The 17,265-nt window shown below is 59.0% G+C and carries 9 protein-coding genes; 3 read left to right on the top strand and 6 right to left on the bottom strand.

Translation table 11 applies throughout. The annotated features are described in order from the left end of the window. Window positions 1–48 precede the first annotated feature (48 nt). Both HNR46_RS12505 and HNR46_RS12500 read right to left on the bottom strand, forming a co-directional pair. On the bottom strand, window positions 49–1,398 hold the full coding sequence (locus tag HNR46_RS12505; RefSeq protein ID WP_184019298.1) for a suppressor of fused domain protein: 1,350 nt from the start codon (window positions 1,396–1,398) through the stop codon (window positions 49–51). A 74-nt stretch (window positions 1,399–1,472) separates the two neighbouring features. Further along, window positions 1,473–4,313 (bottom strand): GNAT family N-acetyltransferase, encoded by a 2,841-nt coding sequence (locus HNR46_RS12500; RefSeq protein ID WP_184019296.1) that lies wholly within the window; start codon window positions 4,311–4,313, stop codon window positions 1,473–1,475. Between the two features lie 560 nt (window positions 4,314–4,873). Between HNR46_RS12500 and HNR46_RS12495 the strand changes: the two genes are divergently transcribed. From HNR46_RS12495 to metH, 3 genes are all read left to right on the top strand, one after another. Then, window positions 4,874–6,067, top strand: a complete 1,194-nt coding sequence (locus HNR46_RS12495) for an acetate/propionate family kinase (protein WP_184019294.1) — start codon at window positions 4,874–4,876, stop codon at window positions 6,065–6,067. 5 nt (window positions 6,068–6,072) lie between these two features. Then, window positions 6,073–8,187 carry a phosphate acetyltransferase gene (gene pta / locus HNR46_RS12490; protein WP_184019292.1) on the top strand — a complete coding sequence of 705 codons (2,115 nt, stop codon included), beginning with the start codon at window positions 6,073–6,075 and terminating at the stop codon, window positions 8,185–8,187. A 103-nt stretch (window positions 8,188–8,290) separates the two neighbouring features. Then, the gene (metH, locus tag HNR46_RS12485; protein ID WP_184019290.1) at window positions 8,291–12,148 is read left to right on the top strand and encodes a methionine synthase; all 3,858 of its coding nucleotides are present in this window, start codon (window positions 8,291–8,293) and stop codon (window positions 12,146–12,148) included. A 22-nt stretch (window positions 12,149–12,170) separates the two neighbouring features. Here the strand turns inward: metH and HNR46_RS12480 are convergent, their stop codons facing one another. The 4 genes from HNR46_RS12480 to HNR46_RS12465 all read right to left on the bottom strand — a co-directional run bounded on the left by HNR46_RS12480 (window position 12,171) and on the right by HNR46_RS12465 (window position 17,254). Next, the gene (locus HNR46_RS12480; protein ID WP_184019287.1) at window positions 12,171–13,247 is read right to left on the bottom strand and encodes a response regulator transcription factor; all 1,077 of its coding nucleotides are present in this window, start codon (window positions 13,245–13,247) and stop codon (window positions 12,171–12,173) included. 212 nt (window positions 13,248–13,459) lie between these two features. Next, window positions 13,460–15,040: a cell division protein FtsZ gene (locus HNR46_RS12475; RefSeq protein ID WP_184019285.1), complete on the bottom strand. Its 1,581-nt coding sequence runs from the start codon at window positions 15,038–15,040 to the stop codon at window positions 13,460–13,462. 15 nt (window positions 15,041–15,055) lie between these two features. Next, window positions 15,056–16,255, bottom strand: coding sequence for a cell division protein FtsA (gene ftsA, locus HNR46_RS12470; RefSeq protein ID WP_184019283.1), 1,200 nt, complete (start codon window positions 16,253–16,255; stop codon window positions 15,056–15,058). A 21-nt stretch (window positions 16,256–16,276) separates the two neighbouring features. After that, window positions 16,277–17,254 carry a cell division protein FtsQ/DivIB gene (locus tag HNR46_RS12465; RefSeq protein WP_184019281.1) on the bottom strand — a complete coding sequence of 326 codons (978 nt, stop codon included), beginning with the start codon at window positions 17,252–17,254 and terminating at the stop codon, window positions 16,277–16,279. Window positions 17,255–17,265: the final 11 nt, after the last annotated feature.

Genomic DNA, 17,265 nt, shown 5'->3' with positions numbered 1-17,265 from the left:
CGATGAAATCGCCTGCATCTCTCCCCAGCTTCCCCAGCACCTCTCACCTCAGCACACCGATTCCCGATGCACATTCAATAGGTCCGAGTGCCCCGCTGCCAACAACCTCTCGAGCAATGCATCGGCACCGTGCTTAAGCTTGAAATCCATCTCCTCGGCGGTGATCGGAATCATCGACCAGAAATGCACTGGATGGCCATCACTCAGCATCATCGGAGAGAACCCCTCCGGCACCTCCATGGGTGCCGCTAGCAACATTCCGACAAAAGGCACCGAATCCACGACCGGTTTCGGGGGATTTCCGTTCGGCACCGTGTGGCCGTAGCCCAACCAAGTTTGATATTCGTGGGCGAAACGGGCCAGGATCTTCAACCACCTCAGCGGCCAATAGAATTCCTCCTTCTCAAAATCCTCGTGACGAAGGGGCCAATCCGCGGGAAGCCGAATCAGCAACTCCGCCAACCGAAACGGCTCCGCGCCTTCCGGCACATTCATCGGGATTTCGCTCATTCCCGTGGTTACCAACGTATTCCATGGCCGCGCCTCGGTTGGAGGAATGATGTGCAAATCCAAATGAATCGTCGTCGATACGATCTCGTGAAACACCCACGACACCTCGCCAAGATGCTTCATCAAGTGAGCATCGATTTCTTCGAGATTCTCACAAACAGGCGCCACCACTGGAGCTTCATCCACCGGCACCTCATGGCGAATGATCGTCGGCGAATCCATGCGCTCCGGACGCTCACGCATCACCGCCAACGAAAAGGGAATCGCGATCAAAGGCCCTGGTGACGCAACCGGCCCGAGGCAAAGCACCAACGGCAACCCTTGAGGAAACCCAGGGATCAAGGACTGCTCCACCACCGCATCAAACAACTGTATGCCACGCTCATCAGCAAACGATGCCGGAAGCTGTTGGCGTCGATCCCGCTGATAAGTGTCGTTTTGGATCATCACCGCCGCCTCCCTCCATTCCGGAGCGATCGACTCGGGTTCCTTTCCGTAAAGCCCAGCCAAAGACTCACATTTCTCCAGAATCACCTCCAAATACCGATCATCCTGCTCGCCAAAACCACCCAACAAAGCGGCTGGAGCCCTTTTCCCGGGAACTCGGAGCAGGGCCACATTCGCCATCACCACACCACACAAAAGAGGCTCCCATCCCGTCGCCTCAGCTTTCTTCTCTCGCCGCAAACGCGCCACCTTCGAGCGCTCCCTGAAACCCCGGAACAACACCCCCAACCCGATCGGAAACGCCGGAGAAACCGTCAACACACCTCCCAAAATCCAATACCACCTCGACGGCATCGGATAGTATGCATCCACCGCGTTCTCAAAATCCTTCGTCGAGATCCATTGCCGAACGTTCTCACGGGTCGCATCCAAATCGAGCACCCACTCATCCTAACATCTCACCCCGAATGTAAAGATATCGGTGACGAGCGATGCCCAAAAAAGCCTCCGCCCATCTATCCTTCCCCCAAAGCCTTGAAATGAGCCACGGCCGCAAGAGCCAAGCCGTTGGGGTCGTACCCCCCCTCCAGAACCGAGACCACTCGCCCCTCCGCCCAGCGCTGAGCGATCCTCACCACCGCCCGCGTCAACTCCGCGAAGTCCTCTGGCACCAACTTCAAGCCGCCTAAAGGATCTAGGCTCAAAGCATCGAACCCGGCCGAAATCAGCACCAACCCTGGACGGAATTTCTCCATCGCCGGCACCAGTCGATTCTCGATCGCGGCCAAAACCTCACGACCTCCTGCTCCCATCGGCAACGGAACATTCAATGTCGTCCCCGCTCCCTTTCCCGCACCGGTCTCATCCTCCGCGCCCGTGAACGGAAAGATCCCGTCTTCATGAGTAGAAAAATAGAACACGTCGGGGTCTGCGAAAAACAAATCCTGTGTCCCATTTCCATGATGCACATCCCAGTCGACGATCAACACTCGTGGCACGCCAAAGACCTCCTGAGCATGCCGCGCCATCAATGCTACATGATTGTAGATGCAAAAACCCATCCCGCGATCGGCTGTCGCATGATGCCCCGGCGGGCGCACCGCCACAAAAGCACGCTTCACCCGCCCATCCATCACCGCCGCCACCCCCTCCAAAGCGGCACCACTTGCCCACTTCGCCACTCTCTCACTTTCCCCACACACGGCCGTGTCTCCCGTGCGGAGCCGATCTGCTAGAGACTCCACATCGATATGCACCAAATCGAGATAGTGAGCCGCGTGACATCTCAACAATTCCGACCGCGTCGCCTCTCGTCCTTTCAATCGAGTCGCCCGGCAGTCTTCAGCCGCTTCTTCCAACGCTCGGCCCAGCACTCGATAGCGCTCAGGATTTTCCACCTCCCCCGGACCACCGTCATGCAACAGGCACGTTTCCGACCAAAACCACCCCACGCTGACCTGCTCCCGCTTTCCTCCCTGGGCCGACTTGTGGCCCCGACGGCCCCTGCGCAGCACCGATGCCACCGACAACCGGTATTCCCACTCTCCATCCCCCCGCTGCGCCTTCCCGCCAAATCGATCAAACAACCGAATCATCGGTAAGTTCGTCGGCACCACCGAGGCCCAAAACTCCTCGATTCCCCGCTTTTTCGCCACACTCGCCAACTCGCCAAAGAGCTCCCCCGCCATGCCCATTCGGCGCGTCTCATCGTGCACCACAAATGCCACCTCAGCACCCTCTCCCCCATCCCGGTAGAACCGCCCCACCGCCCTCAACACCGGCTCCCGGCCAAGCCCGATTTCCTCGAAAATCCCCAGCGCCAAATCGCGCGATTGATCCACACCCACCAACTTGAAAGCCGAATCGGCAGGCATCGATTCTCTTAAGTATCCGTATCGATGGCGGACCGTCTCCTCGCTGTGACTGTAGAAAAATTCCTGCAGCCGCCGGATATCAGAAGCATGCAAAGGTCTTAGGAAAAACGACCTCCCTTCCTCTCCCAGCCGAAGCCGACGATAGGTCACTCCGGATTTTCCATCTCCAGGTGCCAGGCTCGTCGGTGCCACGGAAACGAATTGGGGAACCCAACCTCTCGCATGGGCACCGCGCATCAACTCCTCACGGAACCTTGGGTCCGCAATCTGAATCATTTCCAAAGCCCGTTCGCGAATGCTCTTCCCCCGCAAACTCGCCACCCCGTGCTCCGTGATCACATAGTGCACATCCGTCCGCCCCGTCGCCACCACAGTTCCCTCCGGGGGGCTCGCCACGATTCGCGATTGGCTTCCGTCCTCCGTCGTCGACCTCAACACATGCACCGGTCTCCCACCGGCACTTCCCGCCGCCCCTCGCAGAAAATCCAACTGCGCTCCGATCCCCCCGTGAAATCGATGCCCGGCAGCATCCCTCATCACTTGACCCGTGATATCAATCTGCCGCGCTCCATTCACCGCCACCATCTTATGGTTCATCGCGATGATCCCCGGTTCATTCACCCAATCGCTGGTTCGAAACTCCAGCTCCCGGCACTCCGCCACAAACTCATAGAGCCGCTTCGACCCCATCGCGTGACTCACCACTGCCTTGCCCGTCATGAAATGCTTCCGGGAATGGTCCACGGCTCCACAACGGATCAAATCCATCAATTCATCGCACAATAAGCCACTGTGAATCCCCAGATTCCGGTGATGCCGCAAAGCCGAAATCGCCAATCGCGGAGCATCTCCCAATCCCACCTGCAAGGTCGACCCATCGTCCACCAACTCCGCCAGATACGCGCCAATCTTGTCGCGCAATGGGTCCTTCTTCGCCCTCGCCAAAGTTGCCAATGGCTCATCCTTCTCGATAAAATGATCGATCCTTTCCACGGGCAAACCACCGTCGCCCGTGGTCCGCGGAACCCTCCGATTCACCTGCGCTACCACCACTCGCGCCGCAGCCACCGCAGCCCGCACCACATCCACACTCACCCCTAGCGACACCCTTCCCCCAGCGTCCGGAGGACTCACACTGATCAACGCGACATCCACCGGCATCACCGTCGAGCTAAAGAATCTGGGCACCTCCGACATCGAAGCCGGCGTGTAATCCGCTCTTCCCTCCAAAACCGCATCCCCCAGTTCCGGCGTTAGAAAAAACGAATTCGTCCGCAGATTCTCTCCAAACCTCGGGTCGACCCACGGAACCTTTCCCAACGTGTGGATATGAACCACCTCCACATCCCGCATTCCCTCCGCTGCCTGCAAAAACCGCCGCACCAACTCCCTTGGCACTGAGGCCCCTCCACCAATGAACACCCGCGACCCTGGACGCACGATGCGCGCCCATTCCTCCCGCGTTCCCTCCATCACCTTCATCCCCCCATCCTGCACGCCCTTCTCACGACCTCAATCCCCCCGTGCGCCTTCCATCCAGATCGACTCCGCCCATCGTGAAGCCACAGAGACCTCCGCCCACGAACGGTTCAACCCATCTCGATGACTTCTCCTGACCTAAAAAAGCAGGCGAGCAGACGATCCCCGATCTTGCCCCCATCCGACCGCTCACCATCTCCTGGAAGCGGGTGAGTCAACGTTCATAAACCCGGTTTCTGAAGCCCACCGAAGCGACACGCGACCCCGCATTGGAAGCGACAGCGGTGACCACCCATGCGCCCCCCCTTTCAAGCTCCACTCTGCCAACGGGATCCCATCAAACATGGCGCCGCAGAAACCCCGTTGATCCTTGGAAACCTCTAGCAGACGACTGCCTCCCTCAAAAACCTCTCAAGCGCTCCTTGAAAGCCACCGATCAAAACCTCGAACAAGCCCTCCCACTACGCCGAAATCCCACCGAGCTGTGCAGAAATTGTCGAATCCTCCGCCCGTCCGGCATTGCGGTTGACCCCCCGGATTCCTGCGATTGACTGGCGCGCGACATGGGAGTTCTCGTCATCAATTGCGGATCATCGTCCGTCAAATTCGCCCTTTTCTCCGCCTCCAACCCTCATCCGGTGGCTCACGGAATCGTCGAGAGACTCCTCGGCCCCCATGCCTCCGGCGAGCTTCGACTTCCCGATGGCACCACCCTTCCCCTCAGCGTCGCGGAGCCGGGGGATCACCAAGCAGGCCTGCGCGCGGCTCTCGATACCCTGCGTGCCCAACCGGGTTTGGAATCGGTCGAAGCGATCGGCCATCGCATCGTCCATGGCGGCCAAGACTTTGCCGCACCGACCCGCATCACACCTGAAGTGCTCGCCACCATTCGCGGACTCGCCTCGCTGGCTCCTGTTCACGCGATCCCCAATGCCCTGGGCATCGAGGCGGCGACCGCCCTCTTCCCTGATGTCCCTCAAGTCGCGGTTTTCGATACCGCTTTCCACCAATCCATCGAACCGAGAGTCTATCGGTACGCCATTCCCGAAGAACTCTACCAGGACTATGGCATTCGGCGGTATGGCTTCCACGGGACGAGCCATGCATGGGTCGCCGCGCGCGCCGTCGAGCAGCTCGGACTTCCGCAGGATCAACATCGACTCCTCACCGCCCACCTGGGCAATGGTTGCAGCGCGACGGCGGTTCTTCACGGCCACTCAGCCGACACCTCCATGGGACTCACCCCCCTCGAAGGCCTGGTGATGGGCACGCGCAGTGGCAACGTCGATCCCAACCTCCACCTCTTTCTCCACCAGCAGACGGGCATGTCCCTTGAGGAAATCACTGCCCTGCTCAACCAAAAATCCGGACTCGCTGGATTGGCTGGTGTCACCGACATGCGGCAGATCGCGGAAAAAGATGCTCAGGGAGATCCCTCCGCCCATTTGGCCATTGAGGTTTTCACTTTTCGGCTCGCCCGCGAACTTGCCGGATTGTGCGCCGCTCTGGGCGGGCCTCCCGATGCCCTCGTCTTCACCGGTGGCATTGGCGAAAACTCCGCCCGCATTCGACGCGACACCGTCGCCCAACTCGGCGCTCTCGGTTTCAAACTCCATCCCGCTGCCAACGACATACACGGTCGTGAATCAGCCGGGTGCATCAGCCCCCCCGGGACGGCACCCGCCGTGCTGGTGGTTCCCACCAACGAGGAATTCGCCATTGCCTCCGCGACTCTGCAGCTCATCGGCCTCGCCTGATTGCCATGCCCAAGCACACCTTTCTCACCGTTCCCGTCGGACGCAATGTCGGCCTGACATCCGTCAGCATCGGCCTCGTTCGCGCCCTCGATCGTCTCGGGGTTGACGTCGGGTTTTTCAAAGCCTTGGGACAACCGCACCCCGCGGAAGAATTCGATCGCTCGTCGGCCTATCTGGAAGCCACCACCACCCTCACCCCTCCAGAACCGATTCCCAATGCCACGGTCCGAAAGGCCATGAGCAAAGATGAAATCGACGACTTGATGGAAGAAGTCGTCAGCCGCTACGAAACGCTGCCGGCCCACCATGATGTCATCATCGTCGAAGGCCTCGTTCACACTCACGACCTCCCCCAAGCAACGCGACTCAACGCCGCTCTCGCTCGGGCTCTCAATGCCGAGGTGGTCCTGGTAACGGTGCCCGAAGCTCCGACAGTCGATGCCATCGCCAGCCAACTCGACGACACCCTCCGCCAACTCCCGGATCATTTTCGACGGATCAAACCTGCCGTCCTCCTCAATCACGTTCCGGCACCCGAACTGGCCGCTGCCCTCGAAACGACGGCAGATTCGCCAAGCCTGCTGACAGCCTTGCAGGAACATTTGGCCGGCAGCTCCGGAGATTATGAAGTCATCGGCGTCGTTCCCGACCATCCCGACCTCGCCGCGCCCCGTGTCTGTGATGTCGTCGATCTCCTCAATGGCACCATCGTCCTGCCCGGCGACATGGCCCGTCGCCGCATCAAAAAAATCTCCCTGTGTGCACGCACCGTGCCCAACATGCTGCAGGCCCTACGCTCGGGAAATCTGATCGTCACCCCCTCCGATCGATCCGACATCATTTTGGCGGCCGCCCATGCCGCCACTCGATCGATCCAACTTGCCGGACTGGTGCTGACCTCGGAAATGGATCCCGACCCCAGGGTCATGCGCTTTTGCCAGGACGCCTTCGAACTCGATGGCGGACTGCCCATCATTCGAGTTCCCGACTCATCGTTTGAAATTGCCCGTCGTCTCTACGACCTCAATCCCGAGCTCCCCGTTCAGGATGTCGAACGGATCGGCCAAGTGATGGATGCCATCGCACGCTCCACCGATGCCAATTGGCTTCGCCACCGGTGCGCCACCCACGTCGCCAAACGACTTTCCCCACCTGCATTCAGGCATCGAATCTCCAAGACCGCCCGGACTCGACTCAAACGCATCGTGCTCCCCGAAGGCGAGGAAACCCGGACCGTGCAAGCAGCGGTCCGCTGCGCCGAGCGCGGCATCGCCCGTTGCGTGCTCATCGGCGATCCTCAGCAAATCCTTGAAGTGGCCCGGGTCAATAACCTCCAGCTGCCTCCTCTCATCGAGATCCTCGATCCGGAACCGGAGCGCGATCGCTTCCTCGCCCCCCTTCTGGAACTTCGCAAAGGCAAAAACCTGACGGAAACCGCCGCTCGCGAAGCCCTGCGCGACAACGTTGTTTTCGCCACCATGATGCTCGCCATGGATGAAGTCGACGGGCTCGTTTCCGGAGCGGTTCACAGCACGGCCGACACCATTCGCCCCGCCCTCCAACTCATTCGCACCGCACCCGACGCCAAGGCCGTTTCCTCAGTGTTCTTCATGTGCCTGCCCGATCAAGTCTTGGTCTACGGCGACTGCGCTGTGAATCCTGATCCCGACGCCGAGACCCTGGCTGACATCGCGATTCAAAGCGCCCAATCCGCCAAGTCATTCGGCATCGATCCCATCGTCGCGATGATTAGCTATTCCACCCTCGGATCCGGCGCCGGAAGCGATGTCGAAAAAGTCCGCCAAGCCACCGAGATCGCCCGCCAACGAGCTCCGGAACTGATCATCGACGGCCCCCTCCAATACGATGCCGCCACCATCGCGGAAGTGGCCGCGACCAAAGCCCCCGATTCCAAAGTCGCAGGCCGCGCCAATGTCTTCATCTTCCCGGACCTCAACACCGGCAACACCACCTACAAGGCCGTTCAGCGTTCCGCCAATGTCATCTCCATGGGACCCATGCTCCAAGGCTTGCGCAAACCCGTGAATGACCTCAGCCGAGGCGCCACCGTCGACGATATCCTCTACACGATTGCCCTCACCGCCGTCCAAGCCCAGTAGGGCCCTTCGCCGCGCCACCGCTTTCACGCTCAACACCCATCATCAAATCACGATACGATGATTTGACTCTTGCGACTCGGCTCGAATTTCCTAGCTTGCGGCCATGCCGCGCCCCGACGCCACTGCCGAACTCGAAGCCGCCCTCGCCCAGCGCATCCTGATGTTGGACGGAGCCATGGGAACGACCATCCGTGGCTACGGGCTTCAGGAAACGGACGCCCGGGGCGAGCGTTTCCGGGACGCGCCGAAGGACCTCCTCAACAACGGAGACATCCTTTGCCTCACCCGACCTGATGTGATCTCCGACATTCACCGGCGCTTTCTCGAAGCCGGTTCGGACATCATTGAAACCAACTCCTTCTCCGGAACTTCAATCGCCCAGAGCGAATTCTTTGTCGAAGACCCTCGTGAGTCCGGCAAAGGCCGCAAGGATCCTGCCTTTTATCAAAAGGTGCTCGACGACCCGTTCCTCAAGGACCTGGCCTACGAAATCAATTTCCAGTCTGCCCAACTGGCCCGGGAGGCTTGTGACAAAATCGCGGCCGAAACGGGTATCCCCCGCTACGCCGCGGGAGCGATTGGGCCCATGACCGTGGGGCTCAACAATTCCGCCGTCGATCCCGACGATCCAGGATTCCGGGTCGTCACTTTCGATCAAGTCTATGAAGACTACAAACGCCAGATCCGCGCCCTCGTTGCCGGTGGCGTGGATATCCTCATGATCGAAACGATCTTCGATGCCCTCAATGCCAAAGCCGCTGCCGTCGCCGCTGCGGACGTCTTTGAGGAAGATGGCTTCCGCTTGCCGATCATCATTTCAGCGGCCGTCGGCCGCGGCGGGGAAACCATGATTTCGGCTCAGAAAGTCGAAGCCCTGTGGAACTCGGTCGAGCATGTCCGCCCTCTTGCCGTGGGCCTTAACTGCTCCCTTGGGCCCGAGCAAATGCGCCCCTTCATCGAGGAACTTTCCCGCGTCTGTGGAACCTACGTTTCCTGCTATCCAAACGCCGGCATGCCCGATCCGCTGTCGCCAACCGGTTTCCCTTACCTTCCGGCAGACATGAACCGGCTGGTGGGCGAATTCGCCCGGGCTGGCTTCATCAACCTCGCTGGCGGTTGCTGTGGCAATACCCCTGAACACATCGCCGAAATTGCCAAGGGAGTGGCGGGAGTCTCCCCACGCCCCCTCCCCACCATCGAGCCCATGCTCCGCCTCGCCGGCACCGAGCCCTACAACCACACTGCGGATAAAAATTTCCTCATGATCGGAGAACGGACCAACGTGGCGGGCTCGCCGGTGTTCCGGAAAATGATCCAACAGGGCCGCCTCGAAGATGCCCTTTCCGTCGCCCGCCAACAGGTCGAAAACGGAGCACCCGTCATCGACATCTGCTTCGATGACGGCCTCATCGATGGCGTGGAAATGATGACCCGTTTCCTCAACCTCGTACAGTCGGAACCCGACATCACGAAAGTTCCCATCACTGTCGATTCGTCAAAATGGGAGATCATTCTCGCAGGTCTGAAATGCCTTCAAGGCAAAGGAATCGTGAACTCGATTTCCCTAAAAGAGGGCGAAGAAAAGTTCAAGGAACAGGCCCGCACCATCATGAAGTTCGGCGCCGCCACCGTCGTCATGGCTTTCGACGAACAGGGCCAAGCCTCCACCTACGAAGACAAAATCCGCATCTGCGAGCGAGCCTATCGCATCCTCGTCGACCAAGTCGGTTTCCCGCCTCAGGACATCATTTTCGACCCCAACATCCTTACCGTCGCCACGGGAATTGAGGAGCACAACAACTACGCAGTCGATTTCTTCCAAGCCACCCAGTGGATCAAACAGAACCTCCCTGGTGCCAAGGTTTCCGGGGGTGTCTCGAACGTCTCATTCTCATTCCGTGGCAACAATCCGGTGCGCGAAGCCATGCATGCGGCCTTCCTCTACCACGCCGGCAAGGCCGGTATGGACATGGGCATCGTCAATGCCGGCATGCTGGAAGTCTATGACGAGATCAAACCCGACATGCTTCAACACGTCGAAGACGTCCTCCTCAACCGCGATCCCGAGGCCACCGAGCGCCTCCTTGATTTCGCCGAACAATTCAAGGGCGTCAAAAAAGAAGCCAAAGTCGAAGATCTCGCATGGCGCCAGGAACCGGTCGAGAAGCGGCTCGAGCATGCCCTCCTGAGGGGCATCGATTCCTTCATTCTCGAAGACACCGAGGAGGCCCGCCAAAAATACGTCCGTCCGCTGAAAGTCATCGAAGGCCCTCTGATGGACGGCATGGGCGTCGTTGGCGACCTCTTTGGCGCAGGAAAAATGTTCCTTCCTCAGGTGGTGAAATCGGCCCGCGTCATGAAAAAGGCCGTTGCCTATCTCGAACCCTACATGGAGGCCGAGAAAGAGGAGAAAATCATCTCGATCATTGCGAAGCTCCAAGCAGGCGATCCCGAACTGTCCGATAGCGAAGCCCGCATCAAGGCCGAGAAATCCCTCACCGCTGGCCGAGTGATCATGGCCACCGTCAAAGGCGACGTGCACGATATCGGCAAGAATATCGTCGGTGTCGTTCTCGCCTGCAATGGCTTCGAAGTCATCGACCTCGGCGTCATGGTCCCCTGCGACAAGATTCTGGAAACGGCCCTCGAAAAGGGTGCCGATATCATCGGTTTGTCCGGACTGATCACTCCCTCACTCGACGAAATGATCCACGTCGCCAAAGAGATGGAACGCCGCGGCCTGCAACTTCCTGTGCTCATCGGTGGCGCCACCACCTCACCGGCACACACCGCCGTGAAGATCGCACCTCACTACAGCGGCCCGATCGTCCATGTCCTCGATGCCTCCCGCTCCGTTCCCGTCACCACCTCGCTGTTGTCGGAAGAAGGCAGTGCCCAGTTCATCGCCGACAACGAAGCCCGGCACCTCAAACTACGGGAAAACTTCAACAAGAAGGACAAAGCCACCGTTTCGTTGGCCACGGCCCGGTCCCTCGCTCCTCAATTTGACGAGACCGCAGCCCCTGCGAAACCCTCTTTCCTCGGGACTCGCGTGATCGATGAACAATCCCTCCGCGAACTCGCTGAGTACATCGACTGGACTCCCTTCTTCCATGCCTGGGAAATCCGCGGCGTTTGGGACCGTGAAACGAAAACCCTCAAAACCAAAAATCCCGAAGGCGCGCAACAAGCCCAAGTGCTCTACGCCGAAGCCCTTGAATTGCTGGAACAAATCATCGCGGAGAAACGCTTCACCGCTCGTGGCATCTACGGATTCTTTCCCGCGAACTCCGTAACCGATGACATCATCGTTTGGAACGATGAATCTCGTAGCACCGAACGAGCCCGGCTCCACACCCTGCGCCAACAACTTGCCAAGGACAGCGGGAAGCCTCACATGGCCCTGGCCGACTACATCGCCCGCGCCTCCGACTCGAACGAGCCTCAAATTGCCGACTACATCGGTGCTTTCGTCGTCGGCATCCACGGCGCCGACGAATGGGCCAAGGAAGTCTCCGAGAATGAGACCGACCCCTACAAAGCCATCATGATCAAAGCCATCGCGGACCGCCTGGCTGAGTCATTTGCGGAACTCCTCCACCATCGCGCTCGGGTCGAGTGGGGATACGAACGCCCGAACGAATTCAACCACAACGAACTCATCAAAGAGCTCTATCGTGGCATTCGGCCTGCCCCCGGCTACCCCGCTCAGCCCGACCATACCGAAAAGCCGATTCTTTTTGAACTCCTCGACGCCGCCGAGAAGACGGGGGTCACACTCACGGAAAGCTGCGCCATGCATCCTGGCGCCGCCGTTTCCGGCCTGATGTTCTCTCACCCAGAGAGCCGCTACTTCGCCATCAGCGAACTGCAGAAGGACCAGGTCGAAGACTACGCCCAGCGCAAAGGCTGGACGCTCGAAGTCGCAGAAAAGTGGCTCGGCCCCTGGTTGGGATACTGACTCCACTCAGGAGACGGGATCCTCAGTCGAGGATCCCCGCCTTGAGATCGAGATATCGACGGACCGCTGCGATGCGGTTCTCGACACCCAAACGCTGGAAGACGGCTTCCAAGTGCTTTTCCACCGTGCGCGGACTGATGTTGAGAATGATCGCCACCTCAGCACTCGTCTTACCCTCCGCGATCCATCCCATGATCTCCTTTTGGCGCCGAGTCAAAACGGCACTCAGCGCCTCATCGCCACAAACCGATGCGTCCTTGGGGAAATGCACCAACAGAATCTCTCCATCTGGGCGAGGAAGACCGACAAATGCGACCGGTTGACCACCCGCAAAGGTAATGTCGATCGGATGGAACTCCGCCGTCGCAGGATCCACCCAGGCAGCCTGAAGAGAGGTCCGCAGCTGCTTCATCTGGAAAGGATCAATCCGTCCAAACGCCTGATCATCACCCCATGAAGTCTCCGCGAAACGGATCCCCTCAAAGTTGACCGGCAGCACATCACCGTTCGCATGCAACACGAACACCGCAGCGTGCGCGGATGGCGGGGAGCCCAAATAAATTTTCCGGAACTGACGACCAAGATTGTCGGCAGCCAAACGATCCAGAACCGCACGGCTGAGCAGCAGAAAGTAATCGAAAGCACGCAGCGCCTCGTCATCGAACCGTCCAGTTTCCCGGGGAATCGCCAGCAAGCAATGATTGCGGCCATTGGTCATCAAATGTCCCACAAGCATGTCGGAAAACTCCCGCCCTGTTTCAAAACCGGTGGCACAAGCCTCCGCCAACTCCGGTTGCTCGGACACACGCAGACCCAGCCGGGTCTTATCCTGAGGACGCAGCTGCGTCACCAGATCGGCAAAATCCTGAGAATAACCTCGATCACTGAGAGCCCCTGTCCCCCAAGAATCTCCCTCACGGCCATGGCCCACAGAAATCCGCTCACCATTGGCGGTGACGGTGATCAGCCATCCCTCCGTGCCGCCCGAGATCTGATCCGGTAGACGGTGGCAGAGAACCTCTGCTACCATGCGAAACTCCGGGGCGCTTTGAAGCTCCAGCGCAAGCTGGAGAAATCGATCGTGGATCAAGTGGGACATGGGGTGTGTGAAAGGGGGGTGTCTAAACTAAACCTGGCTCGAACGCGCTACGTAGCAACACGAGATTTAACCCATCTCACATTGTTCGCAGAACGCCAACTCCCGCAATTGCGGGGCATTCGCCCGCAATTGCGCAGAAATTCATACGGCACCAACCGTAATTCAGAGGAAAAAGTTTCGACCTATCCGATCGGAGGGGGCGGATTTTCCGCTTATCGCTTTCGACGCAGAAAGGCAGGGACATCCAAATCTTCGCCATCCATCACGCTCGGATCCGCACCTTCAAAGCGCCCTTTGGGGCCACCGTCAAAGCTAAGCTCCCCCTGCCCAGCTGGCTTCGCAGGCTTGAATAGCTCTTTCTCCACGGACGGTTTCTCTTCTTTCCGTGGCTTCTCAGGAAGTTCCTCGCTCGCCACCTCCTTCACTTCCTCCCTCGCCACCGGATCGGTTTCGGCGAAGGGCATTTCCGACTCCCGGGCCTTCGCAGGAAGGGCTTCCTCTTCCTCGTCGAGATCCGGCAAATCCGCGAGCTCTTCAGGTTCCTCCTGGCTCGCCTCCTCCTTGTCCTCTTCGTCCTCTGAGTCCTTAGGCGGTTCCGGTGCTGCCACAAACTCCATGGCCGGACGGGCCTGAGGTTCCACCGGGGTGAAGCCCGTGAACTCCTCCACCTCCGCTGGACTCACCGAAGTATCGGCTTTGGCCGCTGCTTCCGGCACCACGACTTCTTCCTCGTCCTCATCTTCGTCTGCGGCAAAACCCACACTGGGCTCAAGGGCCGGAGAAACCCGACGATAATCCCCTTCGGGCATCGTCCGCCGCAACCGCTCCTCGGGCAGCGAGCTTACCAACGTGATGCTCAGTTGATCCGTCATTCCCGGATCCACCGCAGCCCCGAAAAGAACCTGCGCCTTCTCAGGCACATGCTTGCTCAAACTCTCCATCAATAGCTCGATCTCGAACAAGGTGAGATCCTCGCCTCCGCACAAATGCACCAGCACCGTTTGCGCATCCTTGAGCAACGCTCCTTGATCCAGCAAAGGACTCGCCAAGGCATTGCGCAGCGCCTTCTGCGCCCGGTCTTTGCCGCGGGCAATCCCCGAACCAAACAAGCAACGCGAACGGGTCGTTCGCAGCGCACTCATCAAATCGTCGAGTCCCACATTGATCAAACCCGGTCGCACCACCAAGCGAATCACCGCCTTGATGCTCTCCGAGATCATTCGATCTGCCGCGGCGAACGCTTCGTGAATCCCCTGCTTGGCAAGGACCAGCTCACCCATACGACTGTTGTCAAAAGTCACCAAAGCATTCGACAGCACCGCCAACTCATTGAGTGCCGTCTCGGCTTGCTCACGGCGGCGGCGCCCTTCGAAACCGAACGGCATGGTCGCAAACATCACCACAAAAGCACCTTCCTCACGGGCCACTCGAGCAACAATCGGAGCCGCACCGGAACCGGTGCCCCCACCGAGGCCGACGCAGATGAAGACAATCTTGCGACCCTTCAAAGTCGCACGAATTTCGTCCTCTGCCTCAAGCACCGCCTGATGTCCCAGCTCGGGATCCCCCCCCGTTCCCAGTCCCTTGGTCAGGTTTCGTCCCAACTGAATCCGATCCTTCGCCACCGAAGAGGACAAGGTCCGAATGTCCGTATTCAAGGCCAGCAACTCGGCACCATCGAGCCCATCCAGGGCGACTCGGTCGAGCATGTTGGTGCCGGCACCACCGAGGCCGACGATTTTCACCGACGACGTGGGGATGACGTTCTGAGGATCTCTAGGGAATTCAATCATGGCAGGGTGAAAGCTTTAGCGCGAGAACGGCCACAGGCGGCCCAAAAAGCCGCGCTTCGGCGCCCGGTCGCTGTCCACGACCTGAGCGTATCGGATCAGGCCCAGCGCCGTTGTAAACTGGGGATCCTTGAAACTTGCTTGAACGCCACTCAATTCCGGTGGCTCCGGACGGTAAATATCCTTTTTGAAAACATCACTGGCCAGTTCTCCAAACCCACGCATCAGGCTCGTTCCACCCGCCAGAAACACGCCCATCCCCACCCGCTCCATCGCCCCCTCCGGAAGACGCCGCAAAAGCAACTGGAGCGTCTCTTCCAAACGGTGCCGGATGATGTCGTTGAGCAATTGGCGTTTCACCTCCGCTTCGGAAAACCCTTTGTCGTTGGTCACCTTGATCAGGCCCACACCTCGAGCCGGGTCTCCCGATGCATCGCCCTCCCGCACCTTCAACTGCTCCGCCTTCGAAAAGGGCAAATGGGTCACCAAGTGGATGTCGTTGGTGATGTGATCCCCGCCAACCGGAATGCAGCCCGAAGCCTCGATCAATCCATCGGTGTACAACGCGTAGTCGGTCGTTCCCCCCCCGATATCAATCACCAATGCACCTCGTTCACGCGCCTCCCGATTCAGAGCCACTTGGGCTGCGGCGATCGGAGAAAAAACCAATTCATCCACATCCAATGGCATCTCGCGAACGCATTTGATCTGGTTCTCGATTCGCGAACGAATCCCGTGGACAACGTGAAAATCGGCTTCGACCGTGCGGCCGGTCAGACCTATCGGACTGGTCGCGTGATGGTAACCATCCACGCCAAACCGACGCACAATGTGGTGGAGATAGACGTGATCCGGAGGAATCGTCACCGCTCGCGCGATCTCCTTCGCTTCCCGAACATGCTCCGGGCCGATGGCGTCTTCACCCTCCGGTAAGCGAAAGCTCCCTTGGTGATTTACTCCTTGAATATGGGAGCCCGTCACCGCCAGGAAAACACTGCCGATCTCCACATCACTGGCATCCTCCGCCTTCACCAAGGCGTCCTTCACGCAGGCTCGCACCTGCGGGAAGTCATAGATTTCCCCCTTGCGGACTCCCACCGACTTCGACTGGCCAACGCCAAGAATTTTGACCGAGCCATCCGCCTTCACCTCACCGACGACCATACAAATTTTGCTGGTGCCGATTTCGAGTCCCACGTGGATTTTGCTGCGTGCCATTGTGTCGTGTCGCCGTTTTTCCTATCTTTCCAGGATTCTCTGCAAATCCGAAACCGGTGGATTCGCAGCGTTTTCTTCAGGTGGGGCAGGGATCGGATGGGCGACTCCTTCTGAGTCACTTCCATCCTGAAAAGTCACGAGAAGATTGCGTCGCCCCACCAGTTCGATGGTCGCAATTTTACGACCTTTCTGGGATGCATGCTGGCAAGCCGCCAGAAAATCTCCCATCTGCCGCTCCAGGTCTCCGTGGCTGAAAGTCGCCACCGTGCCATCGCGAGTCACCAACTGCGATCCCCATCCTTTGTATTGTCGAATCGTGTCCACCCACCTCGACGCGTCGTCACTCGCTTTCCTCGCTTCCGTCAACAGTCGCATTCCCCGCAGAAAGCTCTCATTCTTCACCTTCATTCCCCCCTCCAGTGAAAACCCCTCTTCTTCCAGTTGAATCACCGGAAGTTGGCTCGCCGATTCCCACATCGCCGCCGTGCAGGGAAACATCATCCCCTGGGAATCCACCAACAATCCCGTCACGGGATCGCGCGGCGCAATGTCCAGCTCCGAACAGGCCACCCACACCGCAGGTTGTCGTGCCGTCACCTGAATATCGAGGCTCCCTGGAAATTGTCGCGTCACCCGCGCCGAAAGCACCTCGGGAAGCGAAAGAATCTTCTCACGGATTTCACGAGGACGGCAGTCAAACAGACTCCCATCAAGGTCGATGCCCGTCACCGTCAGCAACCGCTCATCACTGAGCGCCGTGTTCTCGTTCATCGTCAAACGACGCAACCGGAACTCGGGATTCTCGAACAACCCGCGCTGAATGCCCTGCCAGATGCCCCAGCCAGCAGCGACCAACAATCCCGCAAACGAGAGCCACCGGAATCCGGAAAACAGCGCCTGCTTGAAATCGAACCAAAAAATCTTCGGCGACATCACGTTCGCGCGCAGCACCTTCACCTGGTGGCGCTTACGAATTTTGGATGTGCGTCGACGAAACATGACTTCGTGAA

The organism is Haloferula luteola (genome assembly GCF_014201715.1).
In the GTDB taxonomy this organism is placed as follows: Bacteria; Verrucomicrobiota; Verrucomicrobiia; order Verrucomicrobiales; family Akkermansiaceae; genus Haloferula; species Haloferula luteola.
Note: the sequence above shows the minus strand (reverse complement) of the source record. Positions and strands in the feature narration are given on the sequence as shown.